The following is a 25271-nucleotide window of genomic DNA, read 5'->3' as shown; positions in this document are numbered from 1 at the left end:
CTCGTCCACCCACCTCCACCGCTCGCATAGGGAACACCGCAATGCCCCAACTCCGTATCCGCAAGGTCGCCGTGCTCGGGGCCGGCGTCATGGGCGCGCAGATCGCCGCGCATCTGGTCAATGCCGACGTCGACACCATCCTGTTCGACCTGCCCGCGAAAGAAGGCGCGCCGAACGGCATCGTCGACAAGGCCATCGCCAACCTCGGCAAACTCTCGCCCGCGCCGCTCGCGACCAAGGCCAAGGCCGCCGCGCTCACCGCCGCGAACTACGACCAGCACCTGGACCTGCTTCGCGACTGCGACCTCATCATCGAGGCCATCGCCGAGCGCATGGACTGGAAAAAGGACCTCTACGACAAGATCGAGGCCCACATCGCCCCGCACGCGATCATCGCGAGCAACACCTCGGGCCTGTCGATCAACAGCCTCGTGGATGCCCTGCCCGCCTCGCTGCATGAACGTTTCTGCGGCGTGCACTTCTTCAACCCGCCGCGCTACATGCACCTCGCGGAACTGATCCCCTGCCGCAAGACCGCGAAAGACGTGCTCGAAGGCCTCGAAACCTTCCTCGTCACCACGCTCGGCAAGGGCGTGGTCTATGCCAAGGACACCCCGAACTTCATCGGCAACCGCATCGGCGTGTTCTCGATCCTCTCCACGATGCACCACACCGCCGCCTTCAACCTCGGTTTCGACGAAGCCGACGCGCTGACCGGCCCGCTGATCGGCCGTCCGAAATCGGCGACGTTCCGCACCGCCGACGTGGTCGGCCTCGACACCATGTCGCACGTCATCAAGACGATGCACGACACGCTGCCGGACGATCCGTGGCACCAGTACTTCAAGGCACCCGAGTGGCAGCAGGCGCTCGTGTCGAAGGGCGCGCTCGGGCAGAAGTCCGGCGCCGGCATCTTCCGCAAGGTCGGCAAGGACATCGTGGTCCTCGATCTCTCGACGCAGGATTACCGCCCGTCCGATCGCGAAGCCGCGCCGGAAGTGGTCGAAATCCTGAAGCTGAAAAACCCGGTCGAGAAGTTCGAAAAGCTGCGCGCAAGCCAGCATCCACAGGCGCAGTTCCTGTGGGCGGTGTTCCGCGACCTGTTCCACTACAGCGCCTTCCACCTCGCCTCGATCGCCGAAACCGCGCGTGACGTCGACTTCGCCATCCGCTGGGGTTACGGCTGGAAACTCGGCCCGTTCGAGACCTGGCAGGCGGCGGACTGGAAAAAGGTGGCCGGCTGGATCGCCGAAGACATCGCCGCCGGCAAGACCATGGCCAACGCGCCGCTGCCGGACTGGGTGTTCGACGGCCGCGACGGCGTGCACACCGCCGAAGGCAGCTACTCGCCGGCACGCGACACCGTGCTGCCGCGCAGCCAGCTCGCCGTCTACCAGCGCCAGCGTTTCCCCGATCCGCTGCTCGGCGAGACGTTCGACCCGGGTCAAACCGTGTTCGAAACCGATGCCGTGCGCATGTGGCACGACGGCGACGGCATCGCGGTGCTGAGCTTCAAGACCAAGATGAACACCGTCTCGCAGGGCGTCATCGACGGCGTGCAGCGCGCCGTGGACGAGGCCGAGAAGAACTTCGCCGGCCTCGTGATCTGGCAGTCCGGCGAGCAGTTCTCCGCCGGCGCCGACCTCACCGGCGCGATGGGCCTGCTGCAGTCGGGCGACATCGCCGGCTTCGACGCGATGATCGCGGACTTCCAGAAAACCAGCCAGCGCATCAAGTATTCGCTGGTACCGGTGGTGGCCGCGGTGCGTGGCCTCGCGCTCGGCGGCGGCTGCGAGTTCCAGATGCACAGCGCGCGCACGGTCGCGGCGCTGGAGAGCTACATCGGCCTCGTGGAAGCAGGCGTGGGCCTGCTGCCGGCCGGTGGCGGCCTGAAGGAAATCGCCGAACGCGTCGGCCGCGCCATCGGCAGCGGCGATCTCTACACCGGCCTCAAGCCCTACTTCGAAGCCGTGGCGATGGGCAAGACCTCCACCTCCGCGCTCGAAGCCAAGGAACTGAAGCTGCTGCGCGAGAGCGACGTGGTGGTGTTCAACGCCTTCGAACTGCTGCACGTGGCGAAGGCGACGGCACGCGGCCTCGCCGAATCGGGTTACCGCCCGCCGCTGCCGGCGCGCCAGATCCCGGTGGCCGGCGACGTCGGCATCGCCACGTTCCAGATGATGCTGGTCAACATGCTCGAAGGCCGTTTCATCTCCGAGCACGATTTCGAAGTGTCCAAGCGCATCGCCACCGTGCTGAGCGGCGGCGAGATCGACCGCGGCTCGCTGGTCGACGAGGACTGGCTACTGCGCCTGGAACGCGAACACTTCGTCGCGCTCGCGCAGATGCCCAAGACGCAGGCGCGCATCCTGCACACGCTCAAGACGGGAAAGCCGCTCAGGAACTGAGCGGCTTTCCGGGATTCGTGATTCGGGATTAGGGATTCGTAGAAGCACGCTCGCTCTTTCGAATCACCAATCACGAATCACGAATCACAAGCTTTCGAATCACAAATCACGAATCCCGAATCACGCTTTCGGAGAAAGCCATGAAACAAATCCAGGACGCCTACATCGTCGCCGCCACCCGCACCCCGGTCGGCAAGGCGCCGCGCGGCGCGTTCCGCAACACCCGCCCCGACGAGCTGCTGGCGCACGTGCTGAAAAGCGTCGTCGCGCAGGCGCCGGGCATCGACCCCACGCGCATCGACGACGCCATCATCGGCTGCGCCATGCCCGAAGGCGAGCAAGGCATGAACGTGGCGCGCATCGGCCTGCTGCTGGCCGGCCTGCCCAACGTCATCGCCGCGCAGACCATCAACCGATTCTGCTCGTCCGGCCTGCAGGCCGTGGCGCTGGCGGCCGACCAGATCCGCCTCGGCAACGCCGACCTGATGCTGGCCGGCGGCACCGAATCGATGTCGATGGTGCCGATGATGGGCCACCACCCGAGCATGTCGCCGAAGGCGTTCTCCGACGAGAACATCGCCATCGCCTACGGCATGGGCATCACGGCCGAGAAGGTGTCGGAGGAGTGGAACATCGGCCGCGAAGACCAGGACGCGTTTGCGCTGGCCTCGCACCAGAAGGCGCTGAAAGCCGTCGCTGCGGGTGAATTCCGCGACGAGATTTCGCCGTATGAGGTGATCTCGCGTTTTCCCGATCTCGCCGGCAATGCCGTGCGGGTGAAGAAGGCGCTGATCGAGAACGACGAAGGTCCGCGTGCGGATACCTCGCTCGAAGGCCTCGCCAAGCTGCGTGCGGTGTTCCGCAACGGTGGCAGCGTGACCGCGGGCACGAGCTCGCAGATGAGCGATGGTGCGGCGGCGATCCTGCTGGCGTCGGAACAGGCGATCAAGGACTACGGGCTGACGCCGCTTGCGCGGTTCGTGAGTTTCTCGGTGGCCGGTGTGCGGCCGGAAGTGATGGGTATCGGCCCGATCGCGGCGATTCCGAAGGCGCTGAAGCAGGCCGGGTTGACAAAGGGCCAGCTCGACTGGATCGAACTCAACGAAGCGTTTGCGGCGCAAGCGCTGGCGGTGATTCGTGACGTTGGCCTCGATCCGTCGAAGATCAACCCGCTGGGTGGTGCGATTGCGCTCGGCCATCCGCTCGGCGCGACCGGCGCGGTGCGTACGGCGACGATCACGCACGGCATGAAGCGCCACAACAAGAAGTACGGCATGGTGACGATGTGCATCGGCACCGGCATGGGCGCTGCGGGGGTGTTCGAAGCGCTCTGATTGCAGCTGACAACCGTGCGAGTGATCAGGGCGGCTTCGGCCGCCCTTTTCATTTTCGCTGCGACTCAGGATTCGAAGCGCAAAACGAAGCGTTCCTTCTCCCGACGGGAGAAGGTGCCCGGCAGGGCGGATGAGGGCGAGCCACGTCAGGCACCCCGACGCAGCACGCGCAGAGCGCCTTCAAGGCAGCCCGCACCGACGACAGCTATGGACCAGCACGCACCGACTCGCCCTCATCCGCCTGCCGGCACCTTCTCCCGACGGGAGAAGGAATTCAGGCTCGCGGCTCTCGGCTTGGGCGAAGCGCAGAGACTGCAGCTCAGACCAGGCGCGCCCCGTTCGGCACCGGCCGCTCGATCGCCGTCACGACGATCCCCTCCTCCGTCTGGAACCCGGTAAGCAGGAACTCGCTCATGAAACTTCCCACCTGCTTCGGCGCAAAATTGATCACGCCGACGATCTGCCGGCCAACCAATTCCTCGGCCGAGTAGATCGCCTTCACCTGCGCACTGGTCTTCTTCACGCCATACGGCCCGAAGTCGACCCACAGCCTCCACGCCGGCTTGTGCGCACCGGGGAAATCCTCCACCCGCAGCACCGTGCCCGCACACAGCAGCACGTCCTCGAACTGCGCCCACGAAATCGTCGCTGGCGCGGCCACCGGCTCGGTCATCGCTCGCGCCTCAGTTGGTCTCGTCGAGCGCCGCGCGCATGTAGCGTCGCGCCTCGTCCGCGAGATCCTCGTGGTCGAGCGCGAAACGGATCGTCGCCTCGATCAGGCCGATGCGGCTGCCGCAGTCGAACCGCCGGCCTTCGAAGCGATACGCCAGCGCCTTTTCCTGCTGCAGCAGGGCCGCGATACCGTCGGTGAGCTGGATCTCGCCGCCGCTGCCGGGCTTCGTCTTCTCCAGCAGCCCGAACACCTGCGGGCTCAGCACATACCGTCCGACCACGGCCAGCGTGCTCGGCGCCACGTCGGGTTTCGGCTTCTCGACGATCTGTTCGATGGCACCGTGGCGGCCGTTGAACTCCGGCGCCGCGACGATGCCGTAGCTGCCGGTCTGCGCGCGCGGCACGTCCTGCACCGCGATCACGCTGGCGTTCTGCGCCTGCGAGAGATCGACCATCTGCTTGAGCGCACCCGGGCCGGTGTTCCAGATCAGGTCGTCCGGCAACAGCACCGCAAACGGTTCGTTCCCGATCACCGGCTTCGCACACAGCACCGCATGGCCGAGGCCGAGTGCTTCAGCCTGCGTCACGAACACCGCGCGCACGTGGCGCGGCAGGATGTCGCGGATCAGCGCCAGCAATTCCGTCTTGCCGGCCTTCTCCAGCTTCTGCTCCAGCTCGTAGGCCTTGTCGAAATAATCCGCCACCGAATGCTTGTAGCGGTTGGTGACGAACACCAGCGTGTCGCAGCCGGCCTCGATGGCCTCGTCGACGGCGTACTGGATCAGCGGCTTGTCGACGACGGGCAGCATTTCCTTCGGCACGGTCTTGGTGGCCGGCAGGAAACGCGTGCCCAGGCCTGCGACCGGGAAGACTGCCTTGCGAACGGGTCCGAACATCCATCACTCCTTGTGCGGTCTTGCGGAGAGCGACTCATGCAGGGAACGCGCCATCGTGTGCGCGCCGAGCAGGTCGAATCAACTGGTGCGACGATTGATCGAAATCACCTCCGCGCCACCGCCGGAGCCGGGCACGAACTCGGGCACGAGTTCCTGCAGCAAGCGGTCGAGCGTGGCGCGGTCGTAACGCAGTACCGCCTGCCGGCCGTGGTGCAGCGCCGTTTCCAGCGATGCGCGCGGCAGTTCGCGCGGCTGCGCGAGCATGATCTTCGGGTGCCCCGTCGGCTGGTAGTGCTCCTGTTCGTGGAACAGCTCCTCGAACAGTTTTTCTCCGGCGCGCAGGCCGGTGTAGACGATCTGCACGTCGCGTTCGGGATGTTTGCCCGTCAGCTTGATCATCTGCTCTGCAAGATAGCGGATGCGCACCGGCTCGCCCATGTCGAGCGCGAAGATTTCGCCGCCCTGCCCCAGCGTCGCCGCCTGCAGGATCAGCTGGCAGGCCTCGGGAATGGTCATGAAGTAGCGCGTGATCTCCGGGTGCGTGACCGTCACCGGGCCGCCGCGGCGGATCTGTTCGCGGAACAGCGGCACCACGCTGCCGGCGGAATCGAGCACGTTGCCGAAGCGCACCGTGATGAAGCGCGTGGCGCTTTCGCGCGCCAGCGTCTGGCACAGCAACTCGGCGACGCGTTTGCTCGCGCCCATCACGTTGGTGGGGTTCACGGCCTTGTCCGTGGAAATCAACACGAAGCTCTCGACGCCGTGCCGCACCGCCGCCAGGGCCACCGTCTGCGTGGCGAGCACGTTGTTGCGGAAGGCTTCGCGCGACTGCTCCTGCAGCAGCGGCACGTGTTTGTACGCAGCGGCATGGAACACGGCTTGCGGCGAGGCCAGCGCCATCGCGTGGTCGATCACGGCGGCGTCGCCGCAATCGCCGAGCACGGTCTGCAGCACGAGATCGGGAAACTCGGCGCGCAGTTCCTGCTCCATGCGGTAGAGGTTGTATTCCGACACCTCGACGATGCACAGCGACTCGACGCCGAGCCGCGCCATCTGCCGGCACAGTTCCGAACCGATCGATCCGCCACCGCCGGACACCAGCACGCGCCGCCCGGCAAGCCCGGTCCGGATCGCGGTCCAGTCCAGCGACACCGGATCGCGTCCGAGCAGATCCTCGATCGCCACTTCCTTGAGCTGGTTGAAGCTCGAACGTCCTTCCACCACGTCCTGCAGGCGCGGCACGGTCTGGAACGGCAGGCCGGTGGCCTCGCACAGCGCCACCACGCGCTGCATCTGCACGTTGCTGGTACTGGGCATGGCGATCAGCAGCATCTCGGCCGCGACCTGCTTGGCGATCTCGGGCAGCCGTTCGAGTTCGCCGATGACCGGCACGCCGTGCACCTTGGCGCCGCGCAGCTGGCGGTTGTCGTCGACGAAGCCGACGGGACGGAAGCGGTTCTCGCGCCGCAACTCGCGCACCAGCGCCTCGCCCGCGCGGCCGGCACCGAGCACGAGCACGCGCTTGGCCGGCGTGCGATCGCTGTCGCCGTAACGGCTGTCCTTCCACAGGCGGTACAACATGCGCGGACCACCGAGAAACAGCAGCAGCGTCAACGGATACAGCAGCAGCACCGCGCGCGGAACGTTGGCCAGGCGCGTGACGAGGAACAGGGTCAGCGTGATCGCGAGCGCACCGAGCGCACCGGCGCGCGCGATGTTCCACAGGTCCGGCACGCTTGCGAAACGCCACAGGCCGCGGTACAGGCCGGTCCACCACAGCACCAGCGCCTGTGCCAGCAGCACGAACGGCAGTTCGATCGCGAACAGCGGCACCGGATCGGCGCCGGGCACCATGCTGTAGCGCACCACGTTGGTGACATACCACGCCAGCCACACCATCACGAGGTCGTGCAGCACGACCGCCAGACGCGGATGGATGGCTCCGATGAGGGCATTGAAACGCATCAGCGCGATACCGGGTTCCTGACGCGGCGCAGGACCGCACGTTTGCCGACCAGCCACAGCATCGCGGTCGCAGCCAGCACCGCCAGGGCAATGCCGGCCTTCGCCGCCGGCCAGCGCAGCATGGCGAGCATCGCCGGCAACACCACGAGCAGATTCCAGCCCATGTACATGCCGGCGACGCGCGCGTGGCTCGCGCCGCTGCGGATGCACCACTGGTAAAGATGTTCGCGATGCGCAGTATACCAACGGCGTCCGCCCACCACGCGCTGCAGCAGGGTCAGACCCGCATCCGCGAGCAACACGGCGGGCAGGAGCAGCAGCCACCAGATTGCGCTGCGGTCGGTCTCGAATGCCACCAACCACAGGGCCCCGCATGCGAACCCGAGCCCGCCGCTGCCGACGTCGCCGAGAAAGATCCGCGCGCGCGGAAAATTGAACGGCAGAAAGCCGAGGCACGCGCCCGCCAGCGCCAGCGCGCACAGCGTCCACGGCGTGGCGCCGAGCGCCGCGAGCACGCCGCCGAGGCCGGCGGCGACCCACAGGCTCTGGCTGGCGACCAGGCCGTTGCTGCCGTCCATGAAGTTCCAGAAATTGATCGCACCGGCGAGGCCAAGCACCGCCGTGCCGAACACGAGCACATCGCGCCCTGTCCGCAACGTCTCCGGCGGCCAAAGTGCCGCGACGAACAGCAGCGCCGCAAACAGGTGCACCGCCAGCCGCAGTCCGGCCGACAGCGGCCGATGGTCGTCGATCCAGCCGATGCCGGCCACAAGCGCGAGGCTTGCGACAAATGCGCCGCCGATCGGCTGCGGCAACAGAAGCAGCGCCGCGACAGCGGCAACCAGCACGATCGCGATGCCGCCGCCGCGCGGGGTGGCTTCGCGGTGCATGCGCCGCCGTCCAGGCTGGTCGAGCATCCGGCGCCAGCGCGCGTAGCGCAACGCCGCGACCGTGAGCAGTGCGCTGGCGAGCAGCGCAAGCCCCGCCACCGACAGTCCCGGGCCGAGCGCGGCGAACATCGCGGCCCTATTCGCCCGTCGCGCCGTGGATCGGCTTGACGCTGCCCCAGTTCTTGCAGCTCGGGCACTGCCAGTGGTGCGAACGCGCGCCGAAGCCGCAGCGGTTGCAGCGGTACGTCGGCGCACTGGCGACCAGCTGCTCGGTGAGCTGGCGCAGCACCAGCAGCGTTTCGCGTTCGGCCGGACTGCGCTGCGCCAGGCTCAGATCGATCAGCGCGCCCTGCCCGCGCACCGAGGGCCGGCTGCGCAGCTGGCGGGTGAGGAACTCGGTGGCGGCGGCGTGGCCGTCGTCCTGCTCGATCAGGCGCGCCAGCGCGAGCATCGGCGACACGCCCGGATAACGCTCGATCATCTCGGCGAGGAACGCGCGCGCGCGCGGCCGCTCGGCACTGCGCTCGTAACACGCGAGCAGCGGCTTGAGGATGTCGGGCAGATAGTCGACATCGTGCCGCGCCACGCGCTCGAACGCGCGGATGGCGCCGGCGTCGTTGCCGGCGGCAAGTTCGAGCTGGCCTTCGATGATGCCGGCGCGGATGCAGTTGGAATCGTCGGCGTAGGCGGCACGCAGGTGCGTGCGCACCGCGTCGAGGTCGCCGCGCGCGCGCGCCTGCTCGGCGAGCTCGCACTGGAACTGGGCGAGCAGCTTGCCCATCGGCTCGCCGGTGGCTTTCTCGTAGCGGCGCGCGTGGTCGATGGCCTTGGCCCAGTCGCGCTCCTGCTGGTAGATCGAGATCAGGTGCTTGAGCGCCTTCGGTGCGGAGGCATCGGCTTTCACCAGATCGTCGAACAGCGCCTCGGCGCGATCGAGCAGGCCGGCGCGCATGTAGTCCTCGCCCAGCTCCATCACCGCCTGCGTGCGCTGCTCGTCGGTCAGCGTGGTGCGCGCGATGAGGTTCTGGTGCACGCGGATGGCGCGGTCCACCTCGCCGCGACGGCGGAACAGGTTGCCGAGCGCGAAATGCGTCTCCACCGTGTCCTTGTCGACCTCGGCGATCTGCAGGAAGACCTCGATCGCTTTGTCCGGCTGCTCGTTGAGCAGGAAATTCAGGCCGCGGAAATACGTGGTGGACAGCGTGCTGACGCGCCTGCCGCTGCTGCGCTCGCTGCCGCGCCGTCCGGCGAGCCAGCCGGTCAGCGCCGCGACCGGCAGCAGCAGGAAGACCAACGCAAGTTCGCTCATGCGCGCGTGCGGTCCGGCATCATGGCGTGCGCGAGACCGTCCATTCCGGATCGGGCGCATCGGACGGCACGACCGCCGGATCGATGGCAAATGCGGGCGAACGTCGCTGCAGCCGCCGCAGGCGCGCGCGCAACGGCCAGATCACGCTCACGGTGAGCACCAGCCCGGCCAGCACCGCTCCCGCGAGCGCGGCGAGCAGCAACGCGAAGCCGGCCGACACCGGCAGCTGCACCCAGTAGAAATCGACCGTGACGGGCTCCGGGTTCAACGCGCCGAAGACCACGCCGGCAGCGAGAAACACGAAGGCAAGCAGAAGAAAAACGATGCGCATCGGCAGCGGCACTCCGCGATGGATCGTGGAAGCTTAGCCGAAGTGCATCGGCTTGGTCGTGCCGTGGTTCGCGTCTGCGGACGGTGCGTCCGGACGGCACTGCCGGTGCTGCGATCGACGGCACGCAGCGGCAACCGACGGAACGTCGCGTGCACCGCGAATACGGTTCGAGGGCGTCAGTCCGCGGTATGCGGCAGCGGCGTCACGCCGTTGACGCGGTCGCGCAGTTCCTTGCCCGGCTTGAAGTGCGGCACGTGCTTGCCCGGCAGCGCGACGGAGTCGCCGGTCTTGGGGTTGCGACCGATGCGCGGCGGGCGGAAATGCAGCGAAAAGCTGCCGAAGCCGCGGATCTCGATGCGTTCGCCGCCGGCCAGCGCGCCGCTCATCTGTTCGAGCAGGGTCTTCACCGCCAGGTCGACGTCGTCGGACTTCAGGTGCACCTGACGCAAGGCCAATGCCTCGATCAATTCGGATTTGGTCATGCCAGTCGCGGGTCCGACAGTGAATCTGCAAGAGTGAATCGGAGCGGCCCGGATGTCGCCGGGCCGCTCCGCGGTACACGTTCGATCCGGTCGCCGCCGGATCCGGCAACGCCCGACCCGTCCGGGCCGGGCGCCACCCACGCACTTACTCGGACTTGTTGCCGCTCAGCTGTTCGCGCAGCAGCGCACCCAGCTTCGTGGTGCCGCCCGACGCGCTCTGGTAGTCGGACAGCGTCTCGGCGAGCTCGGCCTCGTCCTTGGCGCGGATCGACAGCTGCAGGGTGCGACCCTTGCGATCCATGCCCACGTGCTTGGCCTCGACCGTATCGCCGACCTTCAGGTGCTGCGTCGCGTCCTCGACCCGCTCCTTGGCGATGTCGTTGGCGCGGATGTAGCCCTCGATGCCTTCGCCCAGGTCGATGGTCGCACCCTTGGCGTCCACGTCCTTGACGGTGCCGGTGACGATGGTGCCCTTCGGATTGCTCGCCATGAACTGGCCGAACGGATCCTGCTCCATCTGCTTGATGCCGAGCGAGATGCGCTCGCGTTCCGGGTCCACCGCCAGCACCACGGCTTCGACCGTATCGCCCTTCTTGAACTGGCGGACGATGTCTTCGCCGGTGGCGTTCCAGGAGATGTCGGACAGGTGCACGAGGCCGTCGATGCCGCCGTCGAGACCGACGAAGATGCCGAAGTCGGTGATCGACTTGATCTGGCCGGAGACCTTGTCGTTCTTCTTGTGGATCGCGGCGAACGCTTCCCACGGATTGGAACGGGTCTGCTTGATGCCGAGCGAGATGCGGCGACGCTCTTCATCCACGTCGAGCACCATGACTTCGCACTCGTCACCGACCTGCACCACCTTGGACGGATTGACGTTCTTGTTGGTCCAGTCCATCTCGGACACGTGCACCAGGCCTTCGACGCCCGGCTCGATTTCCACGAAGCAGCCGTAATCGGTGACGTTGGACACCTTGCCGATGAGACGCGCACCGGTCGGGTAACGACGCGAGATGTTGTCCCACGGATCTTCGCCGAGCTGCTTGAGGCCGAGCGAGACGCGGTTGCGCTCGCGGTCGTACTTCAGCACGCGGACCTGGAGCTCGTCGCCGACGTTGACCACTTCGGACGGATGGCGCACGCGCTTCCACGCCATGTCGGTGATGTGCAGCAGGCCGTCGATGCCGCCGAGGTCGACGAACGCGCCGTAGTCGGTGAGGTTCTTGACCACGCCGGCGACGACCGCGCCTTCCTGCAGCTTCTCGAGCAGCTGCTCGCGCTCGACCGAGAACTCGCTCTCGACCACGGCGCGGCGCGATACGACCACGTTGTTGCGCTTGCGGTCGAGCTTGATGATCTTGAAGTCGAGTTCCTTGCCTTCCAAGTACACCGGGTCGCGCACGGGACGCACGTCCACGAGCGAGCCGGGCAGGAACGCACGGACATCCTTGATGTCGACGGTGAAGCCGCCCTTGACCTTGCCGCTGATGCGGCCGGTGACGGTGGCGCTGGCTTCCATCGCTTCCTCGAGTTCGTCCCACACCATGGCGCGCTTGGCTTTCTCGCGCGACAGGACGGTTTCGCCGAAGCCGTTTTCGAGCGAGTCGAGCGCGACCTTCACCTGGTCGCCCACGCCCACGTCGATTTCGCCGGCGTCGTTACGGAACTGTTCGATCGGGACGATGCCTTCGGACTTGAGCCCGGCGTTGATCACCACGACGTCGTTGCGCACTTCCACGACCGTGCCGATGACGATGGCGCCGGGCTTGAGCTTGGAAATGGTTTCGCTGGCTTCGAACAGTTCTGCGAATGATTCGGTCATAAATCTTCTCTGTTGAACACACGGTTCGCGAGTTGGCCCTGCGCGGGCGCGTCACGAACCACCGTTGTGCGGTGCCGGGGCACCAGGGTTGACCCGACGCGGGATTGCGGCGGGGGTTGGGTTTCGACTGCCGTCCTGGCGGTCATTGCTTGCTGCGTCCTGATACTCGGATGAAGAACATTCTGCTCGTCGTCCCGGCGCAAGCCAGGACCCAGTGGCGTCGGTTCTGAAAAACCAGGGCAACGTCACTGGGTCCCGGCTTGCGCCGGGACGACGGCTTTGGAGATGCCGCTCCGAGTCCGTGGAATTTCCGGTGCACCGACCCCGTCCGCGCGAATGGCGTGGGCGATGTCACCGCCCGGTCATCCCGCCGCGTGATGCTCAGTGCGCCCGGAGCGATTCCGGCAGCAGCGACAGCACGCGCTCGACCACCGCGTCGATCGGCACGCCCGTGGTATCCACCAGCACCGCATCGGGTGCGGGCTTGAGCGGAGCCACGGCGCGCTGGGCGTCGCGGGCGTCACGCGCGAGGATCTCGCGTAACAGACCGTCAAGTGTAACCTCAAGCCCCTTTTGCTTCAACTGGTTATGGCGCCTTTCGGCACGCTCCTCGGCGCTGGCGGTGAGGAACACCTTGTATGGGGCCTCGGGGAACACGACGGTGCCCATGTCGCGGCCGTCGGCGACCAGGCCCGGCGGCTGGCGGAACGAGCGCTGTTTCTCGAACAGCGCGGCGCGCACTTCGGGAATGGCGGCAATCGCGGACGCCGCCGCGCCGGCGGTTTCGGTGCGCAACTCGTGGGTTGCGTCGACGCCGTCCACCAGCACGCGCGGCTCGTGGCCGGCGTCGGTGACGAACTGGATGCGGGTGTTGAAGGCCAGTCGCATCAGCGCGACGTGGTCGGCCAGATCCTCGTCGGCCCAGCCGGCGGCCACGCCGATGGCGCGGTACAGCGCGCCCGAGTCGAGGTAATGCCAGCCCAGACGCTGCGCGACGGCGCGGCTGATCGTGCCCTTGCCGGCGCCGGACGGGCCGTCGATGGTGAGAATGGGGATGTCGGTCATGCGGACATGGTAGCGGCGTCAGCCGGCCGAACGCAGCGCCATGCCGGCCGCGCCCGCCAGCGCGCGGAAGCCCGGGAACGAGGTCGCGACGTTGGCGCAATCGAGCACGCGGATCTCATCGCGGGCCACCTGCCCGGCCACGACGAAGCTCATCGCGATGCGGTGGTCGCCGTGGCTGTCGATCTCCCCGCCCTGCACGGTGCCACCGTGGATCACGGCACCGTCCGGCGTTTCGTCGACGCGAATGCCGCAGGCGCGCAGGCCCGTGGCCATGGCGGCGATGCGGTCCGATTCCTTGACCCGCAGCTCGGCCGCACCGGACACCGTGGTGGTGCCGATCGCGCAGGCAGCGGCGACGAACAGCACGGGAAATTCGTCGATCATGTCGGGAACCAGATGCTCCGGCACAGCTACGCCGTGGAGCCGGGCGTGGCGGACGTGCAGGTCGGCGACGGGCTCGCCGCCCTCGACGCGCGGATCGAGTTCGTCGATGTCCGCGCCCATCAGCCGCAGTGCCGACAGCAGCCCGGTCCGGCGCGGGTTCATGCCGACCGCCTTGAGCACCAGATCGGAGCCGGGGATCAGCGTGGCGGCCACGAGAAAGAACCCGGCCGACGAAAAGTCCGCCGGCACGGCGATCTGCGCCGGCTGCAGGCGATGGCCTCCGCCAAGCCGCGCGAGGCCGGGTTCGAAGTCGATCGGCCAGCCGAGCGTCGCGAGCATGCGCTCGGTGTAGTCGCGCGTGGGGTGCGGCTCGCGCACCACGGTTTCGCCGTCGGCGTAGAGCCCGGCGAGCAGCAGCGCGGATTTCACCTGCGCGCTCGCCACCGGCAGGGTGTAATCGACGCCGCGCAGACGCTGGCCGCCGCGGATGCGCAGCGGCGGCAGTCCGCCGGATTCGCTGTCGATCGACGCGCCCATCGCCGCCAGCGGTTCGGTGACGCGTTTCATCGGGCGGCGCGAGAGCGACGCATCGCCCACCAGCACGCTGTCGAACGCCTGCGCCGCGAGCAGGCCCGCCAGCAGGCGCATGCCGGTGCCGGCGTTGCCGCAGTCGATCGGCGCCGTCGGCGCCTGCAGACCGTGCAGGCCGACGCCGTGCACGATACGCCTGCCCTCGCCTTCGCTGTCGATGCGCACGCCCATCGCACGGAATGCCGCTGCGGTGGCGAGCGTGTCTTCGCCTTCGAGGAAGCCGGTGACGGTGGACATGCCGTCGGCCAGCGCGCCGAGCATGATGGCGCGGTGGGACACGGACTTGTCGCCGGGCACGCGCAGTTCGCCCGAGAGCGGGCGGGTGGCGGCGGAGGCGGTCCAGTCTTCGCGGGAGTGGGTCATGGGGCTGTTGTCGGTGGATGCCGGAAGAGCGACAGAGTGAAGCATTGGCGGTGCGACGTCACGTGGCGGGCGAATCAAGCAACGGCGATTCGGTAGTCAGTGAAGCGAACGACAGCGAGGCGAACAACAGCCGCCTGCCTCGACGTGCCAGCCCGAGTCTCTTCTCCCGTCGGGAGAAGATGCCGGCAGGCAGATGAGGGCGAGTCGTCTGTTCGGAATACAGACGGGTCTGACGAAGCGAAAGCCACGACGCAGGATCCGATCAACGTCCCAGAGATGTGCGCGTGGCTCCCTCATCCGGCTGCCGCCACCTTCTCCCGCCGGGAGAAGGAATTCAGGCTGGCGACGCTGCGGCAATCCAGTGACGCCAGGAGGGCGACAGTCCAGCGGTCCTTCTCCCGACGGGAGAAGGAAACAGCGGAGCGCTCGGTCGGCTCCGACAAGGTCAGCCGGATTCGAGGGATTCCCAGCGCGCGTACGCGCGCTCGAGCTCGGCCTGCGTGCGCGAGAGCTGGTCGCCGTGCGCGACGATCAGTGTCGCGTCGCGCTGGTAGAACCCGGGCTCGTTCATCTGCGCGGCCATCGTCGCCAGTGTGGCTTCCAGCTGTTCGATCAGCGCCGGCAGGGATTCGAGCTCCTTCTGCTCCTTGAAGCTGCGCTTCTTCTTGGCCGCGGCGGGAGCCGACGCTGCCGCCGTGACCGCAGGCGCGGGTTTGGCCGCCGCGTCGCGCGGTCGCGCCGCCGCCACGTTCACCTGCCGCACCGCGGCCCGTGCGCGCTGCCGCAACCAGTCGGTATAGCCGCCGACGTAATCGCCGACGCGGCCGTCGCCTTCCATCACCAGCGTGGAGGTCACCACATTGTCGAGGAAGTCGCGATCGTGGCTCACCAGCAGCAGCGTGCCGGGATATTCGCCGAGCAGTTCTTCCAGCAGCTCCAGCGTCTCGACGTCCAGGTCGTTGGTCGGTTCGTCCATCACCAGCAGGTTGCTCGGCTGCGCGAACAGCTTGGCCAGCAGCAGGCGATTGCGCTCGCCGCCCGACAGCCGCGTGATCGGCGCGCGCGCGCGCTCGGGCGTGAACAGGAAATCCTGCAGGTAGCCGAGCACGTGCTTGCGCTTGCCGCCCACCTCGATGAAGTCCGCGCCTTCGGACACGTTGTCGAGCGCATTCCAGTCCTCGCGCAGGGTGGCCCGGTACTGGTCGAAATACGCGATGGTGAGATTGGTGCCGCGCCTGATCTCGCCCGCGCTCGGCTGCAGTTCGCCGAGCAGCAGCTTGAGCAGCGTGGTCTTGCCGCTGCCGTTCGGGCCGATCAGCCCGATGCGGTCGCCGCGCAGGATCGTGCCGCCGAAATCGCGCACCAGCACCCGGTCGCCGTAGGCGAACGCCACGTCCTTTGCCTCGATGACCTTCTTGCCGGAGGTTTCCGCCGATGCGAGGTCCAGGCTGACATTGCCGCCCCGCTCGCGCCGCTGCGCGCGCTCGCTGCGCATGCGCTCGAGCCTGCGCACGCGGCCTTCGTCGCGCGTGCGGCGAGCCTTGATGCCCTGCCGGATCCACACTTCCTCCTGCGCGAGAAACTTGTCGAAGCGCGCGTTTTCCACCGATTCGGCGTTGAGGCGTTCTTCGCGGCGGCGCACGTAGTTGGCCCAGTCGCCCGGCCAGCTCGTCACCTGGCCGCGATCGATCTCGACGATGCGCGTGGCGAGCGACCGCAGGAAACGCCGGTCGTGCGTGACGAAGATCAGGCTGCCGGTCCAGCTCTTGAGGAAGGCTTCGAGCCAGTCGATGGCCTCGATGTCCAGATGGTTGGTCGGCTCGTCGAGCAGCAGCAGGTCGGGCGACGACACCAGCGCGCGCGCCAGCAGCACGCGGCGCTTCATGCCGCCGGACAGCGCGGCGAAGTCCTTGTCGCCGTCGAGACTCAACGTGTCGAGCGTGTCGCTGACGCTGCGGTCGAGCGACCAGCCGTTGGCGGCGTCGATCTTCGCCTGCACCGCCGACAGCGCGACCATGTCGACGTCGTCGGCATGGCTCAGGTGATGGAATTCCGCCAGCCAGTGGCCGACATCGCCGAGGCCATCGGCCACTACATCGAACACGGTGCCGGCCGCGCCGTGCGGCACTTCCTGCTCCAGCCGCGCGATGCGCACGCCGTTCTGCACGCGCACCTCGCCGTCGTCGGGCTTGATCTCGCCGTACAGCAGGCGCATCAGGGTGGATTTGCCGGCGCCGTTGCGGCCGATGAGGGCGATGCGCTCGTTCGGCTCGATCGACAGCACCACGCGTTCGAGCAGCAGCGGGCCGCCGACGCTGTAGTCGACGTCGTTCAGGGTGATCAGGGGCATCCGGGCATTCTAACGAATGCGCGCAGACGATGCGGCGCCGCTATTCCGGCAGGTAGTTGGGCTGCGCCTCGAACCACTTCTTTGCGCCGACGACACGCATGTCGCGTTCGCCGGCCTTGAGCTCGATGCCGAGTCCGAGCACGCCCCAGCGCGCGTACAGGTCACCGGTCGGCTTGCCCTCGCCCAGTCGCAGGCGGGCCTGCACGTCGAAGCGGTCGTTGCTCGCGACCACGCGGTCCACCACCACTTCCTTTTCGACCAGATGCAGCTGGCCCTCGACCGTGGCCTCGCCCGCGTCGAGCAGGCGCGCGATCCATTTCGGGAAATCCTTCTTCGCCGAAAACAGCGACAGCACGAAACCGATGTCGCGCATCGTCGCCTCGCCACGCGCCCGCACCAGCAGCGGACGCGACAGCGAGATGTCGCCCTCGCGCAGCTTGAGCGTGGCCCACCACGCGCTGTCGCGCTCGCCCTTGGGCGAGTCGATGCGGGCGTTCCGCAGCGACACCGTGCTGCCGCCGGCCTCGAAGCGCATGTCGCCGAGGGCCGCGTCGGCGAGGCGCGCGTCGACGGCCACGTCGCTGGTGAACGCGAGATCGCCCACGCGCAGTCCGGACCGTTGCGTGTCGAGCCGGATGCGGCCGCCGCTGGTGTTTTTCTGCGCGTCCATGTGCATGGTGGCGGCGAGCGTGCCGGTGCCGGCGAGCAGTTCGACGCCGTGTGCCGGCAGGTAGCGGTTGAACAGGCGCAGGTCCGGCAGCCGTGCGTCGTCGAACTGCATCCGCACCGCGATGTTGTCGCGCAGCGTGTCGAGTGCGCCGCCGGCGTCGAGGTCCACCACGAGGTTGCCGCCGGCACCGAGCGCGGACGTGGGCGCATCCGCCGCGGCGATGTCGAAGCGGTCGAACGTGACCTTCGCGCGCACGCGCTGGCCGAGGCGTTCGTCCGCGACCACATCCGCCTGCGCGTGCGCGAGGCCGCTGACGCGGTGCTCGAAGGCCACCAGATGCATGTCGGCGCGGTCGACCGTGACAGAGGTGCCCTGCGCCAGCGTGCCGTCGACGATCTGCACGACAGCGTGCACCTCGCCGCTGCCGTCGAGTTCCAGTCCCTTGAGCCGTTCCAGCATCGGCGTGATCCAGCCGAGCGAGTCGAAACGCGAATGCAGCGTGGCGCTGCCGTCGATGCGACGCAGCTGCGCGTCCCACGGCGGCAGCGGCAGGTCGCGCGTGGGCAGGCGCAGGTCGAGTTTCGCATCCGAGCGCAGCACGTCGATCGGCGGCACCGCGGCCTGCAGGCGCAGGCCGTCGTCGACCGAAAACCGCAGGTCGGCATCGCCGCTGTTTTCGCTGCCGTCCTGCAGGCGAGCGTGCACCGGCAGCAGCAGCGCGAGGGATCCGCCCCGCGCGAGGATCCCGTGATCGAGGGTGAGGTCGGCCACGACGGTGCCGGCGCCGGGCGAAAACGACCAGGCCGGGACCGGGTCGCGGTAGTCGATGGCCAGGGTGTTGGTCACCCCCTGCAGCCGCAGCTGCGCGACGAGGTGCTGCAGCAGTCCCAGCCCTGGAGAGTCGCGGCGACGGTGTTCGTCGACCCGGGCGTCGAGGGTGAAATCCACCGCGTGCAGCCAGGCCTGGTCCTTGCGCGCGATCTGCGTCTGCGTCATGTGCACGCTGGACGCAAACACCTGCATCGGGCCACCGCGCAGTTGTTGCCGCCATCCGGCCTGTCCCTGCGCGTGGCCGCGGATCGCGACGCCTTCGATCGTCGCCTGCAGCGGCGTATCGAACCGGATGACGGGAAACTCCAGCACGAAGCCGTTGTCGCGCGCCTCGGCCGGCGGCAGTTCGTCCGGCACGCGCTCGATCGCCACGCGCAGGTCGCTCGCGCGCGCCAGCGGCACGCGCAGCGTGCGCCGCGCGAACGGCAACGCGGCGATGTAACCCGATGCACGCCCCGCCTCCACCGACCACACGATGTGCCGCGCCTGTCCGCGCAGATGCAGATCCCACAACACCACCTGCCCCGGCCACGCGCTCAGCCCCCACGACCAGTCCATCGTGAAGCGCTCGGGCTTGCGGTTGAGCAGCGGCGCCGCGAGCGGGGAGTTGATGAACAGGTTCGCCGCAACGAGGTAGGCGCCATACAGCACCAGCACCAGCACGACCAGGCAGCGCGCGGTGCGGCGGGCAGGACCTCGTGCCATGGCTGTGTTCCCCCGTGAGCGGTGTCCGTCAGCATGCCGCAAGCGCCGCCGCCTGCGAAGCGTGCGCCGCGGTGGACGTTCATGCCCGGCCGCGCTCAGACTACGCACCACGCCCACGCCGGAACGTCCGTATGAACCTGCCCTCGCCGCTCCTGCTCCTGCTCCTGCTGAGCGCAAGCCTGCTGGCCGCGCCGGCGTCTGCCGCCGACAAGGCCGATCCGCTGGTCAAGCGCCATCTTGAAGCGCGCGGCACGCCGTACGAGGTGGACGAGGACAACGACTACGCCATCACCGTCGACATGGGCGACGGCCGCACGCAGCTGGTCTACGTGATGTCGAACGTGCACCGCGTCGACGGACTGGCGGTGCGCGAGATCTGGTCGAACGGCTACCAGTCGCTGGAGAAGGGCATGCTGCCGGCGAAGGTGGCGAACCGGCTGCTGGAACACAGCCACGAGGTGATCCTCGGCAGCTGGGTCAAGCAGGGCGACGGGTATGCGGTGTTCGTCGTGAAGATTCCGGCGGATGCGTCGGCGGACCAGCTCGACAGTGCGATCGATACGGCGGCGGCGAGTGCGGACCTGATCGAAAAGGAGTTCACGGGGGAGACGGACGCGTTTTGAGCGTCGTAGCACAGCACAAGCGGACGCATGAACCCACCGTCGTCCCGGCGAAAGCCGGGACCCAGTGGCGTTGCCGGCTCATCCGACCCATCGAATCCAAAGCCACGTCGCTGGGTCCCGGCTTTCGCCGGGACGACGGGTATCGGGCAGGACGGCGCGCCGCCGCCGCCGCCGCTACCAGTGCACCCCGCGCATCAGCGCCGCAAACGCGATCTGCTCGCTCGTGGCCTGCTCGCCCCCGCGCACGCCCTTGATGCCCTTGGCCGCCGCGGAGTCGGGGAACAGCTCGAACGCGGTGTTCATGACGATCTCGTAGGCCTTCGGGGCCACCGCGTTGAGCACGCTGGAGAAGATGCCCAGGCGCGTCGCGATGCGGCTCGGACGTTCGATCATGGCCTGCACGATCAGATCGCCGGCTTCGTCGGGGCTCAGCGTGGGCACGCTGTCGTACATCTTGGTCGGCGCGATCATCGCGGTCTTCACCAGCGGCATGTTGATCGTGGTGAAGGCGATGCCCTTGCCCGAGAGCTCGCCCTGCGCGCAGCGGCTGAAGGCATCGAGCGCGGCCTTGGACGCCACGTACGCGGAGAAGCGCGGCGAGTTCGCCAGCACGCCGATCGAGCTGATGTTGATGATGTGGCCGCGGCGTTTTTCCGTCATGCCGGGCAGGAAGCCCATGATCAGGCGCAGCGAGCCGAAATAGTTGAGCTGCATCGTGCGTTCGAAATCGTGGAAGCGGTCGTAGCTGAGCTCGATCGAACGGCGGATCGAGCGGCCGGCATTGTTCACCAGCACGTCGACGCCGCCGTGGTCTTCCATCACCTTCGCCACCAGCGCGTCGCACGAGGCCATGTCGGCAAGATCGCAGGTGTAGGCGAAACACTCGCCGCCGGCGGCGACGATTTCGTCGCGCGTGGCAAACAGTTCTTCCTCCCCGCGCGCCACGATGATGGTCTTTGCGCCCGCGGCGGCGGCCTTCAGCGCGGCCGCCTTGCCGATGCCGGCCGACCCGCCGGTGATCAGCACCACCTTGCCGCCGACGCGACCGCGCAGGGTGTGGTCGACGAACAGCGCCGGATCCAGGTGCCGCTCCCAGTAGTCCCACAGCCGCCAGGCGTACTCTTCCAGGTCCGGGATGCGGATCCTGCTGCCCTTGAGGGCGCGCTCGGTCTCGCGCGAATCGAAACGCGTCGGGTACGTGACGAACTTCACCACCTCGCGCGGGATGCCAAGATCGCGCAGCAGCATGCCGATGAAGCGCTTCACCGGCGGCAGGTTGCCGAGCGCCATGCGCACCGGCGCGGGGATGAAGGCGAACATGCGCGCGTCCAGGCGCATCGTCATCTGCGGCGCGTGGCCGGCGCGCGCGAACAGGTTCAGCACTTCGCCGATGCGGCGCGGCGCCGGATCGGTGAGATGGAACACGCCGCCGTCGAGCCCGGCCTTGTGGGCGATGTGGTCCATCGCATCGGCGACATAGTCGACCGGCACCATGTTGATGCGGCCGCCCTCGATGCCGATCGTCGGCATCCACGGCGGCAGCGTCTGGCGCAGTTTCTTGATCAGGCCGAAGAAGTAGTACGGGCCGTCGATCTTGTCGATCTCGCCGGTTTTCGAATGCCCGATGACCACGCCCGGGCGGTAGATGCGGTACGGGATCGCGCATTCGACGCGCACGACCTTTTCCGAATCGTGCTTGGTGCGGAAGTACGGGTGATCGAGGTCTTCGGCCTCGTCGAACATGTCCTCGCGGAACACGCCGGGGTAAAGGCCCGCGACGGCGATGGAACTGGTGTGGTGGAAACAGCCGGCCTTGATCGCCTCGGCCAGCTGCACCGCGTGGCGCGTGCCCTCGATGTTGGCGATCTGCTGGCTTTGCGCGTCCGCAGCCATGTCGTAGACGGCCGCGAGGTGGAAAAAATGCTTCACCTTGCCGGCGAGCGCCTTGATCTGCGCGGCGGTGAGGCCGAGCTTCGGTTTCTCGAGGTCGCCGAACACGGGCTTGATGCGTGCCGCGTCCCAGTCCATGCGCTCGATCAGGTCGTCGAGCTTCTGCTTCGACTCGCGCCGCACCAGCACGTGGATGTCGCCCTTGCGCTTGAGCAGGTTGGCGACGAGATGGCGGCCGATGAAACCGGTGGCGCCGGTGACGAAATACGACATGTGTTCCCTCCCCCGATGATCGGACATCCGCCGCTGCAGACAGCCGTACGGACGCGCATGGTGCTCCCGCGCCAAAGATAGCCGTGCGCCGGGATTCTGCCTAGGACTTTGCCGTGCGGGTGCCGCGGATGTGTGCGGCAACGCAGCATCGGGCGTCGGATTGCAGCACCGCGCGCATGCGGTGCGGCGGCAGTCGGCACTGGCCGCGGCCCGGTGCCGGAAGGTGCGCGGCGTTGCGCCGCGCACCGTGCCGGATCGCGATGGCCGCGATCCGGCGCGCAGGCGCGTCAGCGACGCGCGATCACTCGAAGCCGTCGACGAACGGCATCACCTGCCCGGGTTCGCGGCAGGTCACGGCCACATCGGTGACGTTCGCGCCCTCGATGATCCCGGTCGCGTTCTCGACCGTGCATTCCAGTCCCGCGGGCGCACTGGAGATCGTCACGGCGTACTCGGCGCCGTCGAACAACGTCTGCGCGAACGTGAAGGTGGGGCTCGACGACAGCACCAGCGCCGGCCCGCCGTTGAGGCGCAACGCGATGCTGCGCCCGGCCGGCAGCCCGGACAGGGTGCCGCCGACTGTGTGCGTCGACCGCGCGCTGCACACCACCGCGATGTCGGTGACGTCCGATCCTGCAACCGTGCCCGTGCCGTTTTCGACACTGCAGCGTTGACCGGCCGGTTCGCTCGTGATCGCGACCGAGTACGGCTGGCCGCTCTGCACCTCGCCCGCGAAGAAGAACGCGCCGTCGACCGAGCGCTGGATCGTCTCGCCACCGTTGAGCTGCAGGCCGACGCTGCCATCGAGCCCGGACACCGTGCCGCCGATGCGATACGACGGGACTGCGGTGCACTGCACCAGCACGTTGACGACGTCCGCGTCATCGATGGTGCCGCTGCCATTCTGCACTTCGCAGACACGATCCGCCGGCACGTCGGACACGGTCACCGAATAGGTCTCGCCACTGCCGAGCAGCGTGGTGAATCCGAACGGGCCGTTCGCGACGTCGCTCAGGGTTTCGCCGCCGTCGAGCTGCAGCGAGACGGTGCGGCCTCCGCCCAGTCCGCTGACGCTGCCGCCCACGGTGTAGGTCGGCGGCGGCAGGTCGACGCAGGTGACGAGCACGTCGGTGACGTCGGCCCCGGCGATGGTGCCGCTGCCGTTGTCGACGGTGCAGGTCTGCGTCGCGGGCTGGGTGACGATGCTCACCTCGTACGCGCCTGCCTCGATCACCTCGTTGGCGAACGCGAATGCGCCATCCTCGTCCAGCACCAGCGGCGTGCCGCTGTTGAGGCGAAGCGAAATGCTGCCGCCCGGCGCGAGCCCGGACAGCGCACCGCCCACGGCAAAGGTCTGGACCGCTTCGCTCTGCGGAACGAGCGAGAGCGCATCGAACGTCTGCACCGGCGCAACCTGCGCGTTGGCGAGCCGTGCCGGCGCTTCGATCGGCGCGGCGTTGGCGGTGATGCTGAAGCGGAACAGGGTGCCCCAGTTGAGGCGATTGTCGGCCGGTGCCGTCCACGTGATGCGGTTGGGTTCGTCGACCAGCGTCCAGTCGTTGGCGCTGTCGGTGTCGCCATCGGAAAATTCGATGTCCGTGACGTCCAGCGCGGCCGACACCGGCAGCGAGAACGCGGTGAAGCCGTCGCTGGACAGCACGCGCAGGTTCGGTTCGCTGCCTTCGGTGACGGCATGGGCGTAGTCGAAGTTCATCACCGCGTAGTCGTAGCGGAAGGTGCCGCCGCCAAGATCGGTGACTTTCACCGCGACCTTGCTGCGCGCCTTGCCGATCACCAGCTCGGTGTTGCGCTGATTGGGATCGGCCGTCCCCGGCGCGACCCAGCGGTCGATCGCCGGGCCGAGCGTGAGCGGATTGCCGTTGCCCACGTCCCAGCGGTTGGCGCCTGCGTTCCATGCGAAGGTCGCGGTCCGCGTCTGCATGGTGTTGTAGATGTCGATGTCGTCGCGGACGATGTACCAGGACTCGAAGCGGTACGTGGCGCCCGCGTTCGCCGCTTCGCCCGGATCGATCTTGCTCTCGCGCACCTTGAGGCGGTGATCGAAGTTGCTGTAGCCGTTGAAATCGTCGGAACTGCCGTTGCAGTTGCCGTCGTAGATCGAACCGCAGCGTCCCCAGACGCCGGTCGCCGGCAGCAGCTCGCGGCGCGGACCCAGGTCGCCCTGGCTGTCGTTGTTGCCGGTGCCGTAGGTGTCGCCGCAGCCGCGGCCCAGGATGTGCCCGTCGCCGGGATTTTCCGAACAACCCACGTTGATCGTGAGGAACGCGTGTTTCACGCCCGAGCGGCCCACCTGCTCGATGCGGCCGAGCGCGTCGATGCGATACAGGTTCCAGATCAGGTACGGATGCTGGTCGTTGCCGTACGGCTCGCAGTTGCTGCTGAACTTCTGGCGCCACGGCACATCGGCGGCCCAGATCGAGCTGCTGGTGCCGAGCGGATCGCCGGGAATGGTGGCCGTGGCGCTGCCGTTCGCGTTGTTGTTGCGCAGCGTCGACGACGGGGTGTACACCACGAGACCGTCGGTACCGCCCGGACCGTTGGCCTGCGCATCCTTGCGCGAGTACGACATGCTGAAGCCGTTCATGAAGACGTCGGCCCGGTACGACTGGCCCGGCGCTCCGGGAACCGGGTCGCCCGGCCACTTGCTGCTGCTGCCGCAGCCGAAGCCTTTGGTCACGCCGGCGAAGCCGCCGCGCACGACATACGACTGCATGCGGAGGCCGGCGACCGGCATGCCCTCGCTGCCCGGATCGTCCAGCAGGTCGGCCAGCGCGCCGGACACGCGCAGATCCATGGCCTGCACGTCGAGCGTGTTGCCCGCGCGGTTGAGGCCGTACATCAGGCGATCGACATAGAACCAGACGCGGCCGTCGGCGGCGACCAGGTCGAGCTGGAACGGGTTGTCCTCGCGCACGGCAAGGCGGGCGTCGCGCAGCGAGATCGTCTGCTTGCCGATCTGCAGGTCGTAGCCGCCGGACATCGCCAGGCTGCCGCGCACGAAGCCTTCGAAATTGCCGTTCTTCACCGCGAAATCGATCCCGGTGGCGTCGCGCAGCGCGAACCGCTGCATGCGGTCGACGCCCTCGTCGAGCATGGCCTTGGGCGCGGCGATCTCGATGCCCAAGTCGCGCATGAGGTCGAAGTTCCACGCGAAGGCGATCTCGCCGCCCCAGACTTTCCACGTGCCGCTCGGCGCGATCGCGGCCGCGGGATCCGCGGACCCGATCCCCTGCGCAGCGGTCGTGCCCTGCGCCACCACCGGGCCGGCCACCAGGGCCGAAACCAGCAACACCAACAGCTTCTTCATCGCGATCAACCCTCGTTGTTCTTCATGGGTGGAAGCGCCGGCTACGCCGGCGGACGAGGCATCCTTTCCTCGGAAACGGAACGATCCGG

General features: G+C 67.9%; 17 protein-coding genes. 3 read left to right on the top strand and 14 right to left on the bottom strand.

Going from position 1 to position 25271, the window contains the following annotated elements:
• Positions 1–41: 41 nt before the first annotated feature.
• Positions 42–2408: a 3-hydroxyacyl-CoA dehydrogenase/enoyl-CoA hydratase family protein gene (locus tag HNQ52_RS10245; RefSeq protein ID WP_183961040.1), complete on the top strand. Its 2367-nt coding sequence runs from the start codon at positions 42–44 to the stop codon at positions 2406–2408.
• Positions 2409–2548: 140 nt separating this feature from the next.
• On the top strand, positions 2549–3742 hold the full coding sequence (locus HNQ52_RS10240; RefSeq protein ID WP_183961039.1) for an acetyl-CoA C-acyltransferase: 1194 nt from the start codon (positions 2549–2551) through the stop codon (positions 3740–3742).
• A gap of 319 nt (positions 3743–4061) precedes the next feature.
• Here the strand turns inward: HNQ52_RS10240 and HNQ52_RS10235 are convergent, their stop codons facing one another.
• The 12 genes from HNQ52_RS10235 to HNQ52_RS10180 form a co-directional block, all read right to left on the bottom strand.
• A complete protein-coding gene (locus HNQ52_RS10235; RefSeq protein ID WP_183961038.1) occupies positions 4062–4415 on the bottom strand; it encodes a tRNA-binding protein in 354 nt (117 codons plus the stop codon).
• Positions 4416–4425: 10 nt separating this feature from the next.
• Positions 4426–5310: a UTP--glucose-1-phosphate uridylyltransferase GalU gene (gene galU, locus HNQ52_RS10230; protein WP_183961037.1), complete on the bottom strand. Its 885-nt coding sequence runs from the start codon at positions 5308–5310 to the stop codon at positions 4426–4428.
• A gap of 78 nt (positions 5311–5388) precedes the next feature.
• The gene (locus tag HNQ52_RS10225; protein WP_183961036.1) at positions 5389–7275 is read right to left on the bottom strand and encodes a polysaccharide biosynthesis protein; all 1887 of its coding nucleotides are present in this window, start codon (positions 7273–7275) and stop codon (positions 5389–5391) included.
• Complete coding sequence (locus HNQ52_RS10220) at positions 7275–8294, bottom strand: MraY family glycosyltransferase (RefSeq protein WP_183961035.1); 1020 nt, start codon at positions 8292–8294, stop codon at positions 7275–7277. Before HNQ52_RS10220 ends, HNQ52_RS10225 begins: the two co-directional genes overlap by 1 nt.
• Positions 8295–8301: 7 nt before the next feature.
• Complete coding sequence (lapB, locus tag HNQ52_RS10215) at positions 8302–9474, bottom strand: lipopolysaccharide assembly protein LapB (RefSeq protein ID WP_183961034.1); 1173 nt, start codon at positions 9472–9474, stop codon at positions 8302–8304.
• A 19-nt stretch (positions 9475–9493) separates the two neighbouring features.
• Positions 9494–9805 (bottom strand): lipopolysaccharide assembly protein LapA domain-containing protein, encoded by a 312-nt coding sequence (locus HNQ52_RS10210; protein ID WP_183961033.1) that lies wholly within the window; start codon positions 9803–9805, stop codon positions 9494–9496.
• A gap of 176 nt (positions 9806–9981) precedes the next feature.
• Positions 9982–10287, bottom strand: coding sequence for an integration host factor subunit beta (locus HNQ52_RS10205; RefSeq protein WP_183961032.1), 306 nt, complete (start codon positions 10285–10287; stop codon positions 9982–9984).
• A 145-nt stretch (positions 10288–10432) separates the two neighbouring features.
• On the bottom strand, positions 10433–12109 hold the full coding sequence (rpsA, locus tag HNQ52_RS10200) for a 30S ribosomal protein S1 (protein WP_183961031.1): 1677 nt from the start codon (positions 12107–12109) through the stop codon (positions 10433–10435).
• 381 nt (positions 12110–12490) lie between these two features.
• Positions 12491–13174, bottom strand: a complete 684-nt coding sequence (gene cmk, locus HNQ52_RS10195; protein WP_183961030.1) for a (d)CMP kinase — start codon at positions 13172–13174, stop codon at positions 12491–12493.
• Between the two features lie 18 nt (positions 13175–13192).
• Entirely contained in the window at positions 13193–14512 is a 1320-nt protein-coding gene (gene aroA, locus HNQ52_RS10190; RefSeq protein WP_183961029.1) for a 3-phosphoshikimate 1-carboxyvinyltransferase, read from the bottom strand.
• 445 nt (positions 14513–14957) lie between these two features.
• Positions 14958–16862, bottom strand: a complete 1905-nt coding sequence (locus HNQ52_RS10185; RefSeq protein ID WP_183961028.1) for an ATP-binding cassette domain-containing protein — start codon at positions 16860–16862, stop codon at positions 14958–14960.
• 40 nt (positions 16863–16902) lie between these two features.
• Positions 16903–19068 (bottom strand): hypothetical protein, encoded by a 2166-nt coding sequence (locus HNQ52_RS10180; RefSeq protein ID WP_183961027.1) that lies wholly within the window; start codon positions 19066–19068, stop codon positions 16903–16905.
• 131 nt (positions 19069–19199) lie between these two features.
• Between HNQ52_RS10180 and HNQ52_RS10175 the strand changes: the two genes are divergently transcribed.
• On the top strand, positions 19200–19691 hold the full coding sequence (locus tag HNQ52_RS10175; RefSeq protein WP_246387762.1) for a hypothetical protein: 492 nt from the start codon (positions 19200–19202) through the stop codon (positions 19689–19691).
• A gap of 174 nt (positions 19692–19865) precedes the next feature.
• Here the strand turns inward: HNQ52_RS10175 and HNQ52_RS10170 are convergent, their stop codons facing one another.
• Positions 19866–21854 (bottom strand): SDR family oxidoreductase, encoded by a 1989-nt coding sequence (locus tag HNQ52_RS10170; RefSeq protein ID WP_183961026.1) that lies wholly within the window; start codon positions 21852–21854, stop codon positions 19866–19868.
• Positions 21855–22155: 301 nt separating this feature from the next.
• Entirely contained in the window at positions 22156–25182 is a 3027-nt protein-coding gene (locus HNQ52_RS10165; RefSeq protein WP_183961025.1) for a hypothetical protein, read from the bottom strand.
• Positions 25183–25271 lie beyond the last annotated feature (89 nt).

This window comes from Chiayiivirga flava (assembly GCF_014202825.1).
Taxonomy (GTDB): Bacteria; Pseudomonadota; Gammaproteobacteria; order Xanthomonadales; family Xanthomonadaceae; genus Chiayiivirga; species Chiayiivirga flava.
This window is presented reverse-complemented; position numbering and strand designations above follow the sequence as displayed.

Coding starts and splice junctions, on each gene's coding strand:
- HNQ52_RS10245 (WP_183961040.1), top strand. CDS start 42: ATGCCCCAACTCCGTATCCGCAAGGTCGCCGTGCTCGGGGCCGGCGTC.
- HNQ52_RS10240 (WP_183961039.1), top strand. CDS start 2,549: ATGAAACAAATCCAGGACGCCTACATCGTCGCCGCCACCCGCACCCCG.
- HNQ52_RS10235 (WP_183961038.1), bottom strand. CDS start 4,415: ATGACCGAGCCGGTGGCCGCGCCAGCGACGATTTCGTGGGCGCAGTTC.
- galU (WP_183961037.1), bottom strand. CDS start 5,310: ATGTTCGGACCCGTTCGCAAGGCAGTCTTCCCGGTCGCAGGCCTGGGC.
- HNQ52_RS10225 (WP_183961036.1), bottom strand. CDS start 7,275: ATGCGTTTCAATGCCCTCATCGGAGCCATCCATCCGCGTCTGGCGGTC.
- HNQ52_RS10220 (WP_183961035.1), bottom strand. CDS start 8,294: ATGTTCGCCGCGCTCGGCCCGGGACTGTCGGTGGCGGGGCTTGCGCTG.
- lapB (WP_183961034.1), bottom strand. CDS start 9,474: ATGAGCGAACTTGCGTTGGTCTTCCTGCTGCTGCCGGTCGCGGCGCTG.
- HNQ52_RS10210 (WP_183961033.1), bottom strand. CDS start 9,805: ATGCGCATCGTTTTTCTTCTGCTTGCCTTCGTGTTTCTCGCTGCCGGC.
- HNQ52_RS10205 (WP_183961032.1), bottom strand. CDS start 10,287: ATGACCAAATCCGAATTGATCGAGGCATTGGCCTTGCGTCAGGTGCAC.
- rpsA (WP_183961031.1), bottom strand. CDS start 12,109: ATGACCGAATCATTCGCAGAACTGTTCGAAGCCAGCGAAACCATTTCC.
- cmk (WP_183961030.1), bottom strand. CDS start 13,174: ATGACCGACATCCCCATTCTCACCATCGACGGCCCGTCCGGCGCCGGC.
- aroA (WP_183961029.1), bottom strand. CDS start 14,512: ATGACCCACTCCCGCGAAGACTGGACCGCCTCCGCCGCCACCCGCCCG.
- HNQ52_RS10185 (WP_183961028.1), bottom strand. CDS start 16,862: ATGCCCCTGATCACCCTGAACGACGTCGACTACAGCGTCGGCGGCCCG.
- HNQ52_RS10180 (WP_183961027.1), bottom strand. CDS start 19,068: ATGGCACGAGGTCCTGCCCGCCGCACCGCGCGCTGCCTGGTCGTGCTG.
- HNQ52_RS10175 (WP_246387762.1), top strand. CDS start 19,200: ATGAACCTGCCCTCGCCGCTCCTGCTCCTGCTCCTGCTGAGCGCAAGC.
- HNQ52_RS10170 (WP_183961026.1), bottom strand. CDS start 21,854: ATGTCGTATTTCGTCACCGGCGCCACCGGTTTCATCGGCCGCCATCTC.
- HNQ52_RS10165 (WP_183961025.1), bottom strand. CDS start 25,182: ATGAAGAAGCTGTTGGTGTTGCTGGTTTCGGCCCTGGTGGCCGGCCCG.